We start from the raw sequence: 18,388 nt of genomic DNA on the forward strand, positions 1-18,388 counted from the left end.
ATGGCAAGAGTGGCCCAAGTGATTGTGGATGTGCCAGCGATGCAGGTTGATCGCCCGTTTGATTATCTCATTCCGGAGGCTTGGCAGGATATTGTGCGACCTGGGATGCGTGTTTCGGTGCCGTTTGGGAACCGAGCGTTGCAAGGGTTTGTGGTTGGTACGTCGGACACGAGTGAGTTCGCGAAGTTAAAAGAGATTCGGGAAATGATGGATTTGGCACCGGTTTTGAACGCGGAGCTTTTGGAGCTTGGGGATTGGATTTCCAAGGAGACGTTGGCTTATCGGATTACGGCGTATCAGGCGATGTTACCGGCGGCTTTGCGTGCGAAATACGAGAAATATTTTAGGTTGCTGGATACGGCGAATGATGAGGCGGAGCGGCTTTTTGAAGGGTATGAAACGATGGATTGGAAACGGGCGGAACAGCTCGGAGCCTTGCCTACGCTTCAAAAGTGGATGAAAGACGGCGTCGTCGAGTTGGTGTATCAGGTGAAGAACAAGGTGACGAAAAAAACAATGCGCGTGGTTAAACCGCTTGCGTCTGTGCAGCAGTTGGAGGACGCAATGGCGGGGCTTTCGAAAGGTGCCAAAGCGCAAAGCAAGATTTTGCAATTTTTCCAGGTTTTTGATGAGGAATATATTTCGGTGAAAGCGTTGCGGGAGAAAGTGCAGACGACGGATGCGACGATTCAGAAGGTGGCGGCGCTTGGCTTGATTGAGATAGTGGATCAGCATGTGTCGCGTGACCCGTATGAGAATCATGATTTTAAGGCGAGTACCCCGTTGCCATTGTTACCGGATCAGCAGGCGGCGCGGGATGCGATTGTGGCTTCGGCCGAGGCGGGAGAACAGGAAACGTTCTTATTGCACGGCGTGACTGGGAGCGGGAAAACGGAGATTTATTTGCAGTCGATTGAGGCGGTACTCGCGGCTGGAAAAGAGGCGATTGTGCTCGTTCCGGAAATCGCGTTGACGCCGCAAATGGTGGAGCGTTTTAAACGCCGCTTTGGGAAGCTTGTCGCGGTACTTCATAGTGCGCTTTCGGCGGGTGAAAAATATGATGAATGGCGCAAAATTGAGCAAGGGAAAGCCAAGGTCGTTGTTGGGGCGCGTTCTGCGGTTTTTGCACCATTTTTGAAGCTCGGCATTATTATTATTGATGAGGAACATGAAACGAGTTATAAGCAGGAGGATAATCCGCGGTATCATGCGCGGGACGTGGCGATTGAGCGGGCGAAGCGGTATGGTTGCCCAGTTGTGCTCGGTAGTGCGACGCCTTCTTTGGAGTCGTTTGCGCGGGCTGGGAAGAAGCGGTATACGTTGCTTGAATTGCCTACGCGTGTGAATGATACGGCGCTTCCAGAGGTCGAAGTGGTGGACATGAGTGAGGAATTACGCAACGAGAACCGGACGGAATTTTCGCAAGTGTTGTTGGAAAAAATCAAGGATCGGTTGGCGAAAAAGGAACAGGTTGTATTGCTCCTGAACCGGCGCGGGTACTCGTCGTTTGTGATGTGTCGGGATTGTGGATACGTGGTGGAATGCCCGAATTGTGATATTTCGCTGACTTACCATCAGGCGCATAATCAGATGAAATGCCATTATTGTGGGTATCAGGAAGGCGTGCCGAACCATTGTCCGAGCTGTGAAAGTGAGCAGATTCGCTACTTTGGGACGGGGACGCAGAAGGTGCAGGAGAGTCTGGCAAAATTGATTCCGGAGGCGCGTGTGATTCGGATGGATGTGGATACGACGACGAAAAAGGGGTCGCATGAGAAGTTGCTGAACCAGTTTCGGGATAAGGAAGCGGATGTGTTACTCGGGACGCAGATGATTGCGAAGGGTCTGGATTTTCCAGATATTACGCTGGTCGGGGTGCTGAATGCGGACACGATGCTGAACTTGCCGGATTTTCGGGCGTCGGAGAAAACGTTCCAGTTGTTGACGCAAGTGAGTGGTCGCGCGGGACGGCATGAGTTGACGGGTGAGGTTATTGTGCAGAGTTATAACCCGGAGCATTATAGTATTCAGTTCGCGAAGACGCATGATTATATTGGTTTTTACAACCACGAGATGCGGGTTCGCAAAATGGGTTCGTATCCGCCATTTTATTATTTGACGCTGATTAATGTGAGCGATGAGGATGAGATGAAGGCGGTTCGTACGATTCAGGAGATTACGCAATTTTTGCAAGGGAAGTTGGGGCCTGATGCGATTATTTTAGGTCCGGTGCCGAGTTCGATTGCGCGGATTAAGAATAAATATCGCTATCAATGCATTATTAAATATAAAGTGGAGCCGGAACTGAAGGCTGAACTGAAAAATATTTTACTACACTATCAAAAAGAGCAGGTTAAAGGACTGACGATCACGATGGATGTGCAGCCGTTTGTGATGATGTAAAGGAGACGTGAGGATGACGAAAATAATTTTTATGGGGACGCCGGCTTTTTCGGTGCCTGTTTTAGAGCAAGTCGCGGATAAATATGAGGTGATTGCGGTCGTGACGCAGCCGGATCGTGCGGTGGGACGGAAGCGTGTGTTGACGCCACCACCAGTGAAGGAAGCTGCGGTGGCACGGGGAATCCCGGTTTATCAGCCGGAGAAGTTGCGTAGTTCCGTCGAGCTTGAGGAATTGATTGGACTTGGCGCGGATTTGATTGTGACGGCGGCATACGGACAGATTTTGCCGAATGCGCTGCTGGATGCGCCGAAACATGGTTGTATCAACGTGCATGCGTCGCTTTTGCCGGAGTATCGTGGCGGTGCGCCGGTGCATTATGCGATTTTGGACGGGAAGACGGAGACGGGCGTGACGATTATGTACATGGTCGAGAAGTTGGACGCTGGCGATATGTTGGCGCGCCGCAGTATTCCGATTACGGATGCGGATAATGTCGGGACGATGTTTGAGAAGCTGAGCGAGGTTGGTGCGTCGCTTTTGATGGACACCTTGCCAGACCTCCTAGCTGGAAAATTGACGCCGGAACCGCAGGACGCGAGCCGTGTGACGTTTGCGCCGAATATTAAGCGGGAGCAGGAAAAAATCGACTGGACGCGTGATGGTCGTGCGATTTTTAACCAGATTCGCGGACTTTCGCCATGGCCTGTTGCGTATACGACACTTGCGGGTAATGCCTTCAAAATTTGGCAGGCGCGCATCGAAGAAACAGATAAACAAGTTTCAGCGGGACAAATCGCTTGGACAACAAAACACGATTTTGCGATTGCGACGGGTGACAAAACGGTCATTGTACCGGAAATCGTACAACCAGCAGGCAAGCAAAAAATGGCTGTTGCTGACTATATGGCGGGAGCCGGGCAACATCTAAATCTAGAAACAAGGTTCGGTGAACTATGAAAAAATCAGAAACAGTCCGTGAGATCGCGTTGGACTTAATCGAGAAAATAGAAAATAACCAGTCGTTTAGTCATTTACTAATCAATGACGCACTTAAAAATAGTGATTTAAACCAAATGGACCGCGCGCTTTTAACCGAGCTCGTATACGGCACGACGCAACGACGTATTACGCTAGACTATTACTTGGAGCCATTTTTGCGACAAGCTCCAGAGAATTGGGTACTTAACTTGTTACGCCTTTCTGTTTATCAAATGGAATTCCTCGATAAAATTCCAGAGCATGCGATTTTACACGAAGCGGGCGAAATTGCGCGTGAACGTGGACATGATGGCGTGACAAAATTCGTGAACGGCGTGTTGCGGAATGTGATTCGTAAAGGCGTGCCGAAAATCGAGGATATTCAGGATGAAACAACGCAAATCGCTGTGGAGTCTAGTTTGCCGACTTGGCTCGTGAAGCGCTGGATCGCGCAATTTGGCGCTGAAAAGACACGCGAAATCGGGTTGTCCTTTTTAGAGGCGCCGTCGCAAAGCATTCGTGTCAATGAAAATAAAGTGACCGTTGCGGAACTTCAAGCTGAGCTTTCTGCACAAGGCATCGAAACGGAGCAAAACGCCTATATTCCTGAAGCTTTAATGATGGAACGTGGCTCGATTGCCGAAACGCAAGCCTATCATAACGGTCGTTGCACGATTCAAGATGAGAGCTCAATGCTTGTTGCACATGCCTTGCAGCTCGAAGACGGCTTACGTGTGCTCGACGCATGTTCGGCACCAGGTGGAAAAACAACGCATATCGCTGAAAAAATGCATAATACCGGTGAAATTGTCGCGCTTGATATCCATCCACATAAAACAAAATTGGTGAATAAAGCTGCGAAACGTCTCGATTTGACGAATATCACGACGGAAGTGATTGATGCTAGAAAAGCAAGCGAACTTTTTGCACCAGAAAGCTTCGATCGAGTTTTGGTTGATGCTCCTTGTTCTGGATTTGGCGTATTGCGTCGTAAACCAGACATTAAATACAGTAAAACGGAGTCTGATATCGAGAATTTGGCGCGGATTCAACAGGCAATTTTAGCTGAGGTTGGCGCATTGCTTAAAGAAAATGGTATATTAATATACAGTACGTGTACGATTGACCAAACGGAAAACCGTGGTGTCGTGGAGAACTTCCTTGAAAATTACCCGGAATTCCAATTAGAACAAGTACACGTTCCTGAAAAAATGAGTCCTTTCGTGCAAGGAGATTACCTCGAATTAGTGCCGACAGATATAGGAAGTGATGGTTTCTTCATCGCCGCATTCCGCAAAGTAACCAACAAATAAGCAATGGGAAGACAAGTTTTGCGTTTGGAATTTTCCCAGCAAGGTGAGGTGTAAGTAATATGCATGCAGAATTTAGAACAGATCGAGGCAGAATCAGAAATCATAATGAAGATAACGGTGGCATTTTCGAAAATCAAATTGGAAATCCGCTAGTCATCGTTGCAGACGGAATGGGTGGTCACAGAGCTGGCGACGTTGCGAGTGAAATGGCCGTTCGTTTACTCAGCAAAAAATGGCAAAATGTCGCCGATATGAAGTCCGCAGCAGAAATCGATGCATGGTTTCGTGAGGCTATTCAAGCGGTGAACGAGCAAATTTTGGCGCACGCAAAACAAGACCCGACACTTCAAGGTATGGGAACAACGCTTGTTGCAGCCGTTTTTTCAAATAGTCAAATTATCGTAGCAAACGTTGGCGATAGTCGTGGCTATATTATGAAAAATGGCGTGCTAGAACAGCTTACCGAAGATCATTCGCTCGTCAATGAACTGCTTCGTAAAGGTGAAATTACGAAAGAAGACGCGGAAAATCATCCACGCAAAAATATTTTACTACGCGCGCTAGGAATTGAAGGAAATGTGGAGACGGATGTCTTTATTTTGCCATTTCAGTCGAAGGATCAGCTACTGCTTTGTTCGGATGGTTTATCCAATATGCTGACCGAGCAAGAAATCGAAGCGGTCCTAACAAGCAAACGAACGCTCGCAGAAAAAGCGGACATTTTTATAACGAAAGCGAACGCAAATGGTGGGGAAGACAATATCACGGTGTTGCTTTTGGAACGGAATCTAGGGGAGAAAGGTAGGGATGCATCATGATGATCGGCAAGCGAATTAATGACCGTTACAAAGTTGTCAGCGCAATCGGTGGCGGCGGAATGGCCAATGTTTTTCTTGCACATGACATGATTCTTGATCGCAATGTGGCTGTGAAAGTTTTGCGTATTGATTTAGCAGATGAAAGTAACTTGATACGCCGTTTTCAGCGAGAAGCACAATCGGCGACAAGCTTGGTGCATCCAAACATTGTTAGCATTTACGATGTAGGCGAGGAGAACGACCTTCACTACATCGTCATGGAATACGTAGAAGGAATGGATTTAAAGCAGTACATTCACGAAAACCATCCAATTCCATTCGAAAAAGCTGTGGACATCATGCTCCAAATTGTTTCAGCAGTTGCGGTAGCCCATAGTGCACATATCGTCCATCGTGACTTGAAGCCGCAAAATATTTTAATCGACCATGACGGCGTTGTGAAAATTACCGATTTCGGTATCGCGATGGCGCTCTCAGAAACATCAATCACACAGACCAATTCGCTACTTGGTTCCGTGCATTATTTGTCACCAGAACAAGCCCGTGGCGGCATGGCAACGCAAAAATCAGACATTTACTCGCTCGGAATCGTCCTCTACGAATTGCTTGTCGGAAAAGTTCCACATGATGGTGAATCGCCGGTTTCAATCGCAATCAAGCATCTACAAGCAAGCATCCCATCGATTCGCGACCAAAACCAAGAGATTCCGCAAAGTTTAGAAAATATTGTGACGCGCGCGACAGCCAAAGATCCATTTTTGCGGTATCAAACCGCTGAAGAAATGAAAGCAGATTTAAAAACCGCGTTGGATCCAGAGCGGCGCAATGAACCGAAATATGTTTTCCCGATGGACGATGGCGAAACGAAAACGATCCCCATTATCGCAACGAAAAACGCGATGCAAAACCTCGATAATACGGTAGTTAGCGCCGCAGAAAAGTCGGAAGAACCTACCGAACCACCGAAAAAGAAGAAGAACAATAAAAAGAAAATCTGGATTATATCCGCTGTCGTTCTTTTATTCGCGATTATCATCGTTGCGCTCTGGCTTATGGGCCGTCCACCAGCAACAGTGAAGATTCCAAACGTGGCAAACGATACGAAAGAAACCGCCGTGCAAAAACTGCAAGATGCGGGGTTTGTCGTCGGAGAAACGTTTGAGAAGAATAGCGATAAAATCGATGAAGGAAAAATCATCGAAACCGATCCTGAAATTGGGACAGGCGAAGAAAAAGGCTCGACAGTCAACCTGTACATGAGCATCGGCGCGAAGAAAATCACAGTGGAAGACTACACCGGCAAGACGTACGATACCGTGAAACAAGTGTTAGATCAACAAGGCTATAAAAAAGTAAGCTATACGGAAGAATACAGCGATTCTGTAGATTCAGGTGTGATTATTTCACAAGATCCGACGTCAGGAAGCGAAGTCATTGCCGCGGATACAGAAATTTCGTTCGTAGTGAGTAAAGGCGCACAACCGTTGACGTTAAAAGACTTATCAGGATTTAACCAAGTCGGTCTCGACGATTATGCGAGCTCCAACGACATTACCATTTCTGTCGGTAGCGAAGAATATTCCGATACAGTCGGCGCGGGTCAAGTCATCTCACAAAAACCAGAAGCAGGAGCCTCTTTAAATAAAGGTGACAAAGTGACGGTGGTGATGAGTAAAGGCCCGAAAGAAAAAGAAGTGAAGACGGTCAAGCGAACCATTAATATCAAGTATGAGCCGGAAGATCCAGCTGCGAATCCGCTCGTACCACAGCATATTCAGATTTATATTCAAGACAAGAACAACAGTATGACGAAAGCCTACAAAGAAATGGATATCACGAAAGATACAGCCGAGACGTTATCTTTTGAAATTGAAGAGGGCACACAAGGCGGGTATAAAATCGTTCGCGATAATACCGTTATTTTAGAGGAAACCATTGATTATCCAAATTCATAAGAAATGAAGGTGACTTTTCTGGAAGGACAAATTATGAAGGCGTTAAGCGGTTTTTATTACGTTTATTGCGAAGGCAAAACCTATCAATGTCGCGCGCGTGGTAATTTTAGAAAACGTGGATTGACACCGCTTGTCGGCGATCATGTCGTTTTTCAAGCAGATAATTTGAAAGAAGGGTACGTGCTAGAGCTACTTCCTCGGAAAAATGAGCTAGTACGTCCACCGATTGCGAATGTGGATTTAGCATTGCTCGTTTTTTTCAGCGGTAGAGCCAGATTTCTCCGCTAATTTAGCCGACCGATTCTTGGTAGCCATTGAGCTCGAAGACGTGGAGCCCGTTATTTGTATCAGCAAAATGGACTTGGCGGATGACGCGCGAAAAGCCGAAATCGCTGAGTACCAAGCGATATATGAAGAAGCGGGATATCAAGTGTTGTTGACGAATACCGAAATCGATAAAAAAGTAGTTTTGGATGTTATCGCTGGAAAAATCGCTGTGATTGCAGGCCAATCTGGTGTTGGAAAATCGACCTTGTTGAACACGCTCAATCCGAATTTGGACATAGAAACAGGTGTTATCTCATTCGTATTAGGACGCGGAAAACATACCACACGTCATGTGGAATTGATGACAATCGGCGACGGCTTCATTGCAGATACACCAGGTTTTAGCTCGATTGAAATGGACGAATTAACGACTGAAAATCTCCAATTTTGCTTTCCAGAAATAGACCGACGTCGCGGCGAATGTAAGTTCCGCGGTTGCGTCCACGAAAACGAGCCGAAATGCGCTGTGAAAACCGCTGTCGAAAACGGTGAAATTGCAGCGTTTCGGTACAAACATTACATTCAAATTTTAACTGAAGTCAAAAACAAAAAAGAGAGGTATTAACATGGGAAAAATAGCTCCATCGATACTTAGCGCAGACTTTGCAAATTTAGCAGCAGATATTAAGGAAGTCGAGGGATACGGTGCAGACTACATTCACGTCGATGTGATGGACGGACATTTTGTGCCCAATATTACATTTGGTCCAAGCGTTGTGAAAGCGATTCGACCAGTCACAAAACTACCGCTTGATGTACACTTGATGATTGAAAATCCAGATTTATATATTCCGGAATTTGCGAAAGCAGGCGCAGACTATATTTCGGTACATGTGGAAGCATGCCCGCATTTACATCGTACCTTGCAATTAATTCGGTCTTTTGATGTGAAAGCGGGTGTTGTTTTAAATCCAGCGACACCGATTGAAACGATTAAACATGTGTTGGAAGAAGTCGATTTGATACTATTTATGACGGTTAATCCAGGATTTGGTGGGCAGAGTTTTATTAAAGAAGTGCTACCGAAGATCACAGCCGCGAAGCAAATGATTGACGAAAAAGGCCTGAACATCGAGATTGAAGTAGACGGCGGCGTGGATGATAAAACCGCTCCACTATGCGTGGCAGCAGGCGCCGATGTTTTTGTCGCCGGATCGTATATTTATGGGAATAAGAACAGGGAGAAAGCCGTGGATAAGTTGCGGGAAATTGTGGGGGAATGACGAAAAGCTGAAAGAGCCCGTTAGCCTCGACAGAAATTGTTAGGGGGCGCAGTAAAAGTCTTCTTTTGACTTTTATGGAGGCCACGAAATTTCCGAGAGGCTGGCTCTTTCAGCTGGATCTGGAGACGCTGATAGGTCAGAACCTGAAGCGTTCCCGCAAACACGATTGCTGGACTATGAATAACCACCAAATTATTATTAGTCCGCCGTTCAGCTGTGGAGAAATTTGTTAGGTGCCTGTTATGACGAAGTACAAGGAACGAATGCTCACTTTGTTCACACTCATTTTGACACGGCATCTTTATGCATACTGAGGAGGAAGATAAATCCAATGAAAACCTTACATATCATGGTCGGAGGTCCAGAATCGGAACTCCCTGATATATCGCACTACGACAAAGCCATTCCATGGATTGGTGTCGACCGTGGTGCTATCCGCCTCACAGATCGTGGCATCACACCAATCATCGCGATGGGCGACTTCGATTCTCTTTCCAAGCAAGAATTAGCGCATCTAAAAACACGGACTGAAGTAACAGAATTCCCAGCTGAAAAAGACGAAACAGACACCGAAATCGGCCTGCAGTGGGCGCTCACGCAACAACCAGACCTCATTCGAATTTTTGGCGCGACAGGCGGTCGTCTCGATCATTTACTGGCTAACATTATGATGCTCATGCAACCACGTTATCTGGGTGTTATTTCTAAAATCGAACTAATCGATCGCTACAATTACGTCAAAATGTACACACCAGGCGAATATACAGTTTCTCGAATGCCAGACAAAAAATACGCCGCCTTCATAACGATGGCAGACGTGACAAAACTGACATTAAAAGGATTCAAATATCCATTAAATGAAGCCAATTATCCATTTGGAGCCGCGCTTTCCAGCAACGAATTTCTCGGCGAACAAGGCACGTTTTCATTCCAAACAGGTTTAATTTTATTTATCCAAAGTAATGACTAGAGGGAGTATTGCAATGAAAGATAATACAGCATTAATCGCAAAAAGATCGAAAATAGCCCTGATTATTACGATTATCGGACTGATTTTAAGCGTTCTCGTACAAATTTCTACCTTTATTAATCTGGGAAAAAGCAGCACAAATCCATTATATAATGCTTTGATGAGCATGACCTACATTGGAATTTTCTTCATGATTATTGCGGTTATTGGACTGGTTTTCCTAATCAAAAAAAGTTATTACAAAGCAGGCTTAACGTTGACAATCACGGGAATCGCGTGTGCTATCTTTGTGAATCCGTTCCCAGGAATCGCGATTCTTATCGGCGGCGTTATCGTTTCTAATGTCGACAAATTAGAAAAAGGCGAACGCTGATGAAGAAAAGTTTTCAAATCTTGCTATCGGTATGTTTATTTCTCGCACTCTCAGCTTGTTCGACAGCCCCGAATGGGTTAAATGACAATAAAAGTTCGAGTCCTGATGAAGCGGCAGATAAGCTGGCAACACAGACGATTGAAGCTATTTTTGATAACGATATATCGAATGTGCAGAAAAACACAGTTGGGAATGACTTGCCAGCATATCATAGCACCTACAAAGAAGTAATCGAGGGCAAAGATTACTTATATGGCGCCTATTACCAAAAAGACAAGATTTATTATTTGTTCACATTCATTGATAAAGAAAAGCCAGAAAAACTAGAATTAACATTACAAAAAGTGAATGGAACCTGGAAATTTATGGCGCTTACTCCGTGGAATACGGAAGGAACGGACCTGACTGAAAAAGAGATTTACAACAAGATTGGTAAGGGGACAGGTGATGACATCCGAATTTTTGAACGTGGTGCTACTTTTATGAGGATATAAAAGTATGGTAAATAGCAGATTGGATTACGAATGTAGTCTTTTCTGCTATTTTTTATATAAACGGATACATTTGAGCTATTTCTAGGCAAAGAAAAAATGCAGCGTCCGAAGACCTGCATCCATTTTCTTATTAAACACGTTCAACTTTACCGGATTTAAGCGCACGAGCTGAAACCCAAACTTTTTTAGGTTTGCCGTTTACTAAGATACGAACTTTTTGTAAGTTTGCTTTCCAAGTACGTTTGCTTGCGTTCATCGCGTGGGAACGTTTGTTACCAGAACGAGTTTTACGACCTGTGATTACGCATACTTTTGCCATCGTTATTTCCCTCCTTACAGAGCTACTTCAAAAAAGCTGTTAATTACCCATCTAACGCATAAAAATAGCTTTTTGTTTTTCATATACTACAATAATTTATCATAAACGAACCCCAATTGCAACCTCTTAAGCGAAAAACCTGCAAAGAATTTTTACTTGACACCATGAAAAGCGGAAACAGCCCGTTAGATCCGAAAAAATTTGTTAGAGGGCGCAGTGAAAACCCGCTCTTGGTTTTTGCGGAGGCCACGAAAATTTCGAGGATCTGGCTGTTGAAGCTGGCCCGAGCGTGAAGAAGCCTACAAACGAACGCTGAATATGATTTTACGCTGTGACAGGAGTAGTCCTTATTTTTTTGCATCACGAATATAAATCAGGGCGAGAAGTTTTTTAAATGAAAGCAAGACTCGAAGCCAAGTGCAAGGAACAAATGCTCACGACGCTCCCATTCATCCAAGTTTTCAGCCCACATACTAATTAAGGCAAGCGTCATAGCTTAGCGTTTAAGAGCCACTGATGGATTACCTGCTCACTACGCTCACATGCATATTGACAATCTAATTCAGCAAGGGGCATGGAACGAATGCTCACTTTGCTCACACTCATATTGAGGCTCTAATTCAGCAGAAGATGCTTCATAAGAGCCACAACAACAAACTCCTTCCCAACCCTCTTTAATTATAGTAGAATAGAAAGGAACAGAAATGTTAGTGTGATTTTTTAAGTAAAGAAAGCAAGAAGCGCAGGCAAGAAATCGGCTTCTTCCACAAAACCTACTTCATAATAAGGAGGAACTATAAAGATGACAATTGAAATGGAAACAAAGCTTGGCAAAATTGAGATCACAACAGATGTGATCGCAACGCTTGCTGGGGGTGCGGCAGAGGAGAATTTCGGCATTGTTGGGATGGCGAGTCAGCATCAAATCCGTGATGGCTTGACTGATATTTTACGTCGTGAAAACTATACGAAAGGTGTTATTGTTCGTCAAGAAGATGACGGTTTAAATATTGATATGTATATTATTGTTGGTTTTGGTACGAAGATTTCCGAAGTGGCTCATAACGTACAAGAGCGTGTGAAGTATACATTAGAAAAAACGTTGGGCATCACAGTTGATTCTGTGAATATCTATGTCCAGGGTGTCCGTGTGACGAACGAAGCATAAGGGAGGATACGTAATCGTGAGTATGTATCAGTTGAATGGAGAAAAATTAGCGGCAATGGTTGTTGCTGGATCAGAAAATTTAGCAAAGAACGCAGATTTCGTGGATTCTTTGAATGTCTTCCCAGTTCCAGACGGAGACACGGGAACCAATATGAATCTTTCTATGACGAGTGGTGCGCAAGAGGTTAGTCGACATAGCCTAAGCACTGTGGGCGCGGTAGGAAGCAGTCTAGCAAAAGGGCTTCTAATGGGAGCGCGCGGTAATTCGGGTGTTATTTTATCCCAACTTTTCCGTGGTTTTTCAAAGTCTATCGAAGGCAAAACCGAATTAAATACGAAAGAACTCGCAGCTGCGTTCACGGCTGGTGTGGAAACTGCTTATAAAGCCGTGATGAAACCTGTGGAAGGTACGATTTTGACGGTGGCTCGTGAAGCTGCAAAAGCGGGTGTTATCGCGGCTAATGAATCAGATGATATCGAATTCGTGATGCAACAAATCCTTGAAAAAGGTAGAATCGTGCTTGCTAAAACGCAAGAGATGTTGCCAGTTTTAAAAGAAGTTGGTGTCGTGGATAGTGGCGGGCAAGGCCTAATCATTATTTATGAAGGATTTTATGCGGCTTTAACAGGCAATGAAGATGGTATAACAAACTACACGGCTTCGATGGGTGAGCTAATTAATGCGGAACATCATCGCCACGTGCAGGATGTCATGTCAACGGAAGAAATCGTTTATGGTTATTGTACAGAGATCATGGTACAAATCAATGAAAATAAACCAGGACAAAAGAAATTTGATGAAGAGAAGTTCCGCACGGATCTCTCAGAAATGGGCGATTCCCTGCTTGTTGTTGCAGACGATGAAGTAGCAAAAGTCCATGTTCATACAGAGCATCCGGGGAATGTTTTCAATTATGGTCAGCAATATGGTAGTCTCATCAAAATGAAGGTCGACAACATGCGTGAGCAACATCGCGAAGTCGTGAAGGATACGCCCGCAGAAGCATCTGAAAAAGCAGCTTACGGTATCGTGACGGTTTCGGTTGGAGAAGGGATCAAACGTCTATTCGAAAGTGTTGGCGCTACGGTCGTTCTTTCTGGTGGTCAGACGATGAACCCAAGTACGGAAGATATTGTGAAGGCAATTGAATCAGCAAATGCCGAGCAAGTTTTTGTGTTGCCGAACAATAAGAATATTCAAATGGCTGCAGATCAAGCCGCGCTTATTTTAGGTGAAGATAAGGTCAAAATTATTCCGACGAAAACGATTCCACAAGGTTTAGCGGCATTGCTTGTGTTCCAAGCTGATTTCACGTTTGAGGATAATGCGAATGAGATGGTCGCGGCTATTCAAGATATCGCAAGTGGACAAGTGACGACGGCAGTTCGTGATACGACAGTGGACGGCGTGGCGATTAAGAAAGATGATTATATCGGGATTGTGGAAGGCGATATTAAAGTATGTCATCCAAGTCTTGAAGAGGCAACAGTTGCGGCGCTTTCTGAGATGGTCGATGAATATAGTGAAATCGTGACATTGCTTTATGGTGAGGACGTGACAGAAGCGGATGCTGAAAAAGTCGCAGAGCTTGTGTCGAATCAGTTCCCCGAGATTGAGTTTGAGATTCATTCGGGCGGGCAACCGGTATATCCATACATCTTCTCCGTCGAGTGACGAGAGGCGCGGCAAACGCTCATTTTCGTCGTTAAAGCCTGTGCTCCGATGCTCACGTACAGTCGTACGCTCCGCTTCGGTGCTCGGCTTTGCCTAGAAACTAAGCATTTGCCGCGCCTCTCTCAGCTTGGTAATCTACGGCGTGTTTGTAGTTAGATCGTTGTTACAATAATTATGAAGGGGTGAAGTGAGATGAAATTTAATAGTGTGTTTGATATTATTGGGCCGGTGATGATTGGGCCTTCGAGTTCGCATACAGCCGGGGCTTGTCGGATTGGCGCTGTGGCTCGGAGTGTTTTTAATGAGATGCCGATGCAGGTGGATATTCATTTGTATGGGTCTTTTGCGAAGACGTATAAGGGACACGGGACGGATGTGGCGCTTATCGGTGGTTTGCTTGGTTTTGAGACGGATGACGAGCGGATGCCAGAAGCGATTAAGCTTGCCGAAGAGTGGGGCATGCATATTAATTTCATCGAGGAACGCGAGGAAGCGGCTCACCCCAATACTGTAAAATTAGTGCTCAAAAACGGGATGCAACAGACAACGTTGGTTGGGGCATCGATAGGTGGCGGTAAGGTCGAAATTGTACGCTTGAATGAGTTCGAGCTTGAGTTTACGGGAATGTCACCGGCTGTTTTAGTGTTACATAAAGATCAGTTTGGCGCAATTGCAGCTGTTTCAGGAATTTTTGCCAAGCATAAGATTAATATCGGGCAAATGAAAGTATCTAGAAAAGTAAAAGGCGATGAAGCTTTGATGGTGCTTGAGGTCGACCAGCGAGTAGAGCAGGTTGTTTTGGATGAGATTAAAGAGTTACAGGATATTTATCAGGTGGCGAGTTTTGTACTCTGAAAAGCTGAGAGAGCCCGTTTAGCCTCGACAGAAATTGTTAGGGGGCGCAGTGAAAGTCCTCTTTTGACTTTTACGGAGGCCACGAAATTTCCGAGAGGCTGGCTCTTGAAGCTAGATCTGGAAACGATGATACGTCGAAAATCGGAGCGTTCCTGCAACCATGATTGCTAGGTAATGAATGACTAACAAATTATTAGTAGTCTGCTGTCCGAACCTTGAAACATTTGTTAGGGATAAGGAACAAATTTCGAGGGTCTGGCTAAAAAGGAAGGCAGTTTCATTACATTTCACTGCATATTGAGGTTCTAACAAAGCAAACGACGCTTTTCAAAAACCTCAACAAAGCTAGATCCGAAGGCGCCAAATATGACGCAATACCATATTCTTTAAAACGTAAAAAAGTAAAATCATACCGTTCCAATATTAATTTAGTTGCCGTACTTACTTTAGCGCCTAAGATATGCTGAGAGATCACTTCCAGCAAAGCACGCTTCACAAGTACCCAACAAAGGAGGTCAATAAAATGTTCCATTCAGTGGCAGAACTTATCGATATCGCAAGTCGCGATAATAAACCGATCTCGGAAATCATGATCGAACGCGAAATGCATGTTACCAACAATACGCGAGAAGCAATTTTAGAAGTGATGGATCGTAATTTGACAGTGATGGAAGAGGCGATTATTCGCGGGGAAGATGGCGTGGAATCGACAACTGGATTGACTGGTGGCGATGCGGTTCTTATGCGCGAATACATTGCAAAAGGCAATATGCTGTCTGGTGAGACGATTTTAGATGCGGTTGCTAAAGCGATTGCGACAAATGAGGTCAACGCTGCGATGGGCGTGATTTGTGCGACGCCAACTGCTGGTAGTGCTGGGGTTGTTCCTGGTGTGCTCTATGCGGTGAAGGATCGCTTGAACATGTCGCGTGATGATATGCTGCGGTTCCTTTTCACGGCCGGTGCATTCGGATTTGTCGTGGCGAATAAAGCTTTATTTCTGGTGCGGCAGGCGGTTGCCAAGCGGAAATTGGTTCGGCGAGTGCGATGGCGTCGGCGGCGATTGTGGAAGCGGCAGGTGGGACTCCGGAACAATCGGCCGAAGCAATGGCAATGACGATGAAAAATATGTTAGGACTTGTTTGTGATCCTGTGGCCGGTCTTGTCGAGGTTCCATGTGTGAAACGTAACGCGCTAGGAGCTTCACAGGCGATGATTTCAGCGGATATGGCATTAGCAGGTATCAAAAGTAGAATTCCATGTGATGAAGTGATTGAGGCGATGTACCGCGTTGGGCTACAAATGCCGAGTTCATTACGTGAAACCGGCGAAGGAGGTCTAGCGGCAACACCTACTGGTAGGGCAGTACAAAGAAAGATCTTTGGTTTGTCGCCGCAAGAGGAACGTGAAGAATCTGAATGATATTCCAGTGACGGACGTAAAGGGTGTCGGCGCTGAAACGGCAAAAACGTTAAAAGAATTGGATATAGAGACAGTAGCAGATTTACTTTTCAATTTTCCATATCGGTATGAAGATTATCGGTTGCGGGATTTGTCCGAAGTGGCGCATGAAGAGCGGGTGACGGTGCAAGGAGAAGTCCTGACCGAGCCTACTCTGGCCTACTACGGAAGAAAGAAATCGAAGCTGTCTTTTCGCGTTGCATCCGGGCATCAAGTCGTGAAAATCGATTTTTTCAATCAGCCATACATAAAAGGTAAACTGGCGGTTGGCGATGCTGTGACGGTTTCGGGGAAATGGGACAAAGGTCGCGCGCAAATTACGGCTAGTAAATATAAAGCGGGACATCAAACGTCGGAGGAAGCGCTGGAAGGGGTTTACAGGCTAAAAGGTACGATTCGAAATAAAACGTTGCTGAAATTCACGGCTGCAGCTTTTGACGCGTATGGTGATTCCATCGTTGAAATTTTACCTGAAAAATGGATGCAAAAATACCAGCTAATTTCAAGGCAGGAAGCGGTTCAATTTTTACATTTTCCAAAAAGTCCGGAAGAGCTAAAACAGGCACGGCGTCGGATGGTTTATGAAGAGTTCCTATTGTTTCAGTTGAAAATGCAGTTATTTCGCAAAATTGAGCGTGAACGGTCTGGTGGCGTGTCCATTGATTATGACGTTAATGATCTGCGTCATTACATTGAGAGCTTGCCATTTTCGCTTACCGATGCGCAAAAACGGGTGGTCAATGAAATATGTGGCGACATGAAATCGCATTTCCATATGAACCGCCTGCTTCAAGGGGATGTAGGATCAGGAAAAACCGTCGTGGCCTCGATTGCTCTCTACGCTGCGGCAAAAAGTGGTTTTCAAGGTGCATTGATGGTACCGACAGAGATTTTGGCAGAGCAACACGCGAATTCGTTAGTCAATTTATTGCAACCCTTCGATGTCACCGTCGGACTCTTAACAAGTAGCGTCAAAGGAAAGCGGCGTCGCGAAATGTTGGCGTTACTAGAAGCTGGAGAAATCGATGTTCTTGTCGGAACGCACGCCCTTATTCAAGACGAGGTTATTTTTAAGAAGTTAGGGCTTGTTATCACGGATGAACAACATCGATTTGGCGTCGAACAGCGTCGCGTTTTACGTGAAAAAGGCGCGTTTCCCGATGTTCTATTCATGACGGCGACACCGATTCCACGAACGCTTGCCATCACGGCTTTTGGTGAGATGGACGTGTCGGTCATCGACGAATTACCGGCTGGTCGGAAGCAAATCGAAACGTATTGGGTGAAGCATCAAATGCTCGAACGCGTCATCGGTTTTATCGAACAGGAAATCACGAAAGGGCGTCAAGCTTACGTGATTTGTCCACTTATCGAAGAATCCGAGAAATTAGACGTCCAAAATGCCATCGACGTGTACAATATTTTAAACGGCAAATGGCAAGGCAAGCATTCCGCGGGCTTGATGCACGGCAAACTTCCATCGGTAGAAAAAGATCAAATTATGCGGGACTTCAACGACCACAAAATCGATTGTCTCGTATCTACGACGGTTGTCGAAGTCGGTGTCAACGTTCCAAATGCAACGATGATGGTTATCTACGACGCAGACCGGTTTGGCCTCGCGCAACTCCATCAACTTCGCGGTCGTGTTGGCCGTGGCGCCGAGCAATCCTTCTGCGTCCTCATCGCCGATCCGAAAACCGAAGTCGGCAAAGAACGGATGACTATCATGACCGAGACAAATGACGGCTTTGTCGTCAGCGAACGTGACTTAGAACTCCGTGGCCCCGGTGATTTCTTCGGCAAAAAACAGAGCGGTATCCCAGAATTCAAAGTCGCCGATATGGTGCATGACTACCGCGTTTTGGAAATTGCCCGCCAAGACGCCGTCGAAATCATTTATCACGATGGCTTTTTAGAACAAGCAGAATACGCTCCGTTACGCGACTTTTTCGAGGCAAGCGGCGTCTTCGGTGAACAGAAATTAGACTGATTCCCGAAATACGCCTAGCCTTATAACTTGCATGTTGGGAGCATTTTTTTATATATTACTCT

General features: G+C 45.5%; 14 protein-coding genes and 2 pseudogenes. 15 read left to right on the forward strand and 1 reads right to left on the reverse strand.

Annotation, left to right across the window (positions count from 1 at the left end; genetic code table 11):
- The 10 genes and pseudogenes from priA (at position 1) to PCORN_RS06065 (ending at position 10,855) form a co-directional block, all read left to right on the forward strand.
- Positions 1–2,403: a primosomal protein N' gene (gene priA, locus PCORN_RS06020; protein WP_036078462.1), complete on the forward strand. Its 2,403-nt coding sequence runs from the start codon at positions 1–3 to the stop codon at positions 2,401–2,403.
- A gap of 13 nt (positions 2,404–2,416) precedes the next feature.
- Entirely contained in the window at positions 2,417–3,361 is a 945-nt protein-coding gene (gene fmt / locus PCORN_RS06025; protein WP_036078465.1) for a methionyl-tRNA formyltransferase, read from the forward strand.
- Positions 3,358–4,695 carry a 16S rRNA (cytosine(967)-C(5))-methyltransferase RsmB gene (rsmB, locus tag PCORN_RS06030; protein ID WP_036078467.1) on the forward strand — a complete coding sequence of 446 codons (1,338 nt, stop codon included), beginning with the start codon at positions 3,358–3,360 and terminating at the stop codon, positions 4,693–4,695. The genes fmt and rsmB overlap by 4 nt, the downstream gene beginning before the upstream one ends.
- A 59-nt stretch (positions 4,696–4,754) precedes the next feature.
- Complete coding sequence (locus tag PCORN_RS06035; RefSeq protein ID WP_036078469.1) at positions 4,755–5,513, forward strand: Stp1/IreP family PP2C-type Ser/Thr phosphatase; 759 nt, start codon at positions 4,755–4,757, stop codon at positions 5,511–5,513.
- Entirely contained in the window at positions 5,510–7,468 is a 1,959-nt protein-coding gene (pknB, locus tag PCORN_RS06040) for a Stk1 family PASTA domain-containing Ser/Thr kinase (protein WP_036078471.1), read from the forward strand. Before PCORN_RS06035 ends, pknB begins: the two co-directional genes overlap by 4 nt.
- A gap of 3 nt (positions 7,469–7,471) precedes the next feature.
- Positions 7,472–8,360, forward strand: a pseudogene (gene rsgA / locus PCORN_RS06045) (ribosome small subunit-dependent GTPase A).
- Between the two features lies 1 nt (position 8,361).
- Positions 8,362–9,018, forward strand: coding sequence for a ribulose-phosphate 3-epimerase (gene rpe, locus PCORN_RS06050; protein ID WP_036078473.1), 657 nt, complete (start codon positions 8,362–8,364; stop codon positions 9,016–9,018).
- 331 nt (positions 9,019–9,349) lie between these two features.
- A complete protein-coding gene (locus PCORN_RS06055; protein WP_036078475.1) occupies positions 9,350–9,988 on the forward strand; it encodes a thiamine diphosphokinase in 639 nt (212 codons plus the stop codon).
- A 13-nt stretch (positions 9,989–10,001) separates the two neighbouring features.
- A complete protein-coding gene (locus PCORN_RS06060; protein ID WP_036078478.1) occupies positions 10,002–10,361 on the forward strand; it encodes a hypothetical protein in 360 nt (119 codons plus the stop codon).
- Positions 10,361–10,855 (forward strand): hypothetical protein, encoded by a 495-nt coding sequence (locus PCORN_RS06065; RefSeq protein ID WP_036078481.1) that lies wholly within the window; start codon positions 10,361–10,363, stop codon positions 10,853–10,855. Before PCORN_RS06060 ends, PCORN_RS06065 begins: the two co-directional genes overlap by 1 nt.
- 130 nt (positions 10,856–10,985) lie before the next feature.
- Here PCORN_RS06065 and rpmB read toward each other — a convergent pair whose 3' ends face one another.
- The gene (rpmB, locus tag PCORN_RS06070; protein WP_036060116.1) at positions 10,986–11,174 is read right to left on the reverse strand and encodes a 50S ribosomal protein L28; all 189 of its coding nucleotides are present in this window, start codon (positions 11,172–11,174) and stop codon (positions 10,986–10,988) included.
- An 802-nt stretch (positions 11,175–11,976) separates the two neighbouring features.
- Between rpmB and PCORN_RS06075 the strand changes: the two genes are divergently transcribed.
- The 5 genes and pseudogenes from PCORN_RS06075 (at position 11,977) to recG (ending at position 18,326) form a co-directional block, all read left to right on the forward strand.
- Entirely contained in the window at positions 11,977–12,342 is a 366-nt protein-coding gene (locus PCORN_RS06075) for an Asp23/Gls24 family envelope stress response protein (RefSeq protein WP_036078483.1), read from the forward strand.
- Positions 12,343–12,358: 16 nt separating this feature from the next.
- Positions 12,359–14,017 carry a DAK2 domain-containing protein gene (locus PCORN_RS06080; RefSeq protein ID WP_036078484.1) on the forward strand — a complete coding sequence of 553 codons (1,659 nt, stop codon included), beginning with the start codon at positions 12,359–12,361 and terminating at the stop codon, positions 14,015–14,017.
- Between the two features lie 192 nt (positions 14,018–14,209).
- Positions 14,210–14,872: an L-serine ammonia-lyase, iron-sulfur-dependent subunit beta gene (gene sdaAB, locus PCORN_RS06085; RefSeq protein ID WP_036078486.1), complete on the forward strand. Its 663-nt coding sequence runs from the start codon at positions 14,210–14,212 to the stop codon at positions 14,870–14,872.
- A 523-nt stretch (positions 14,873–15,395) separates the two neighbouring features.
- A pseudogene (sdaAA, locus tag PCORN_RS06090) lies at positions 15,396–16,294 on the forward strand (L-serine ammonia-lyase, iron-sulfur-dependent, subunit alpha).
- Positions 16,278–18,326: an ATP-dependent DNA helicase RecG gene (gene recG, locus PCORN_RS06095; protein WP_036078488.1), complete on the forward strand. Its 2,049-nt coding sequence runs from the start codon at positions 16,278–16,280 to the stop codon at positions 18,324–18,326. The pseudogene sdaAA and the gene recG overlap by 17 nt, the downstream one beginning before the upstream one ends.
- The last annotated feature ends 62 nt before the right edge of the window (positions 18,327–18,388 follow it).

This window comes from Listeria cornellensis FSL F6-0969 (assembly GCF_000525855.1).
GTDB classification, from domain to species: Bacteria; Bacillota; Bacilli; order Lactobacillales; family Listeriaceae; genus Listeria_A; species Listeria_A cornellensis.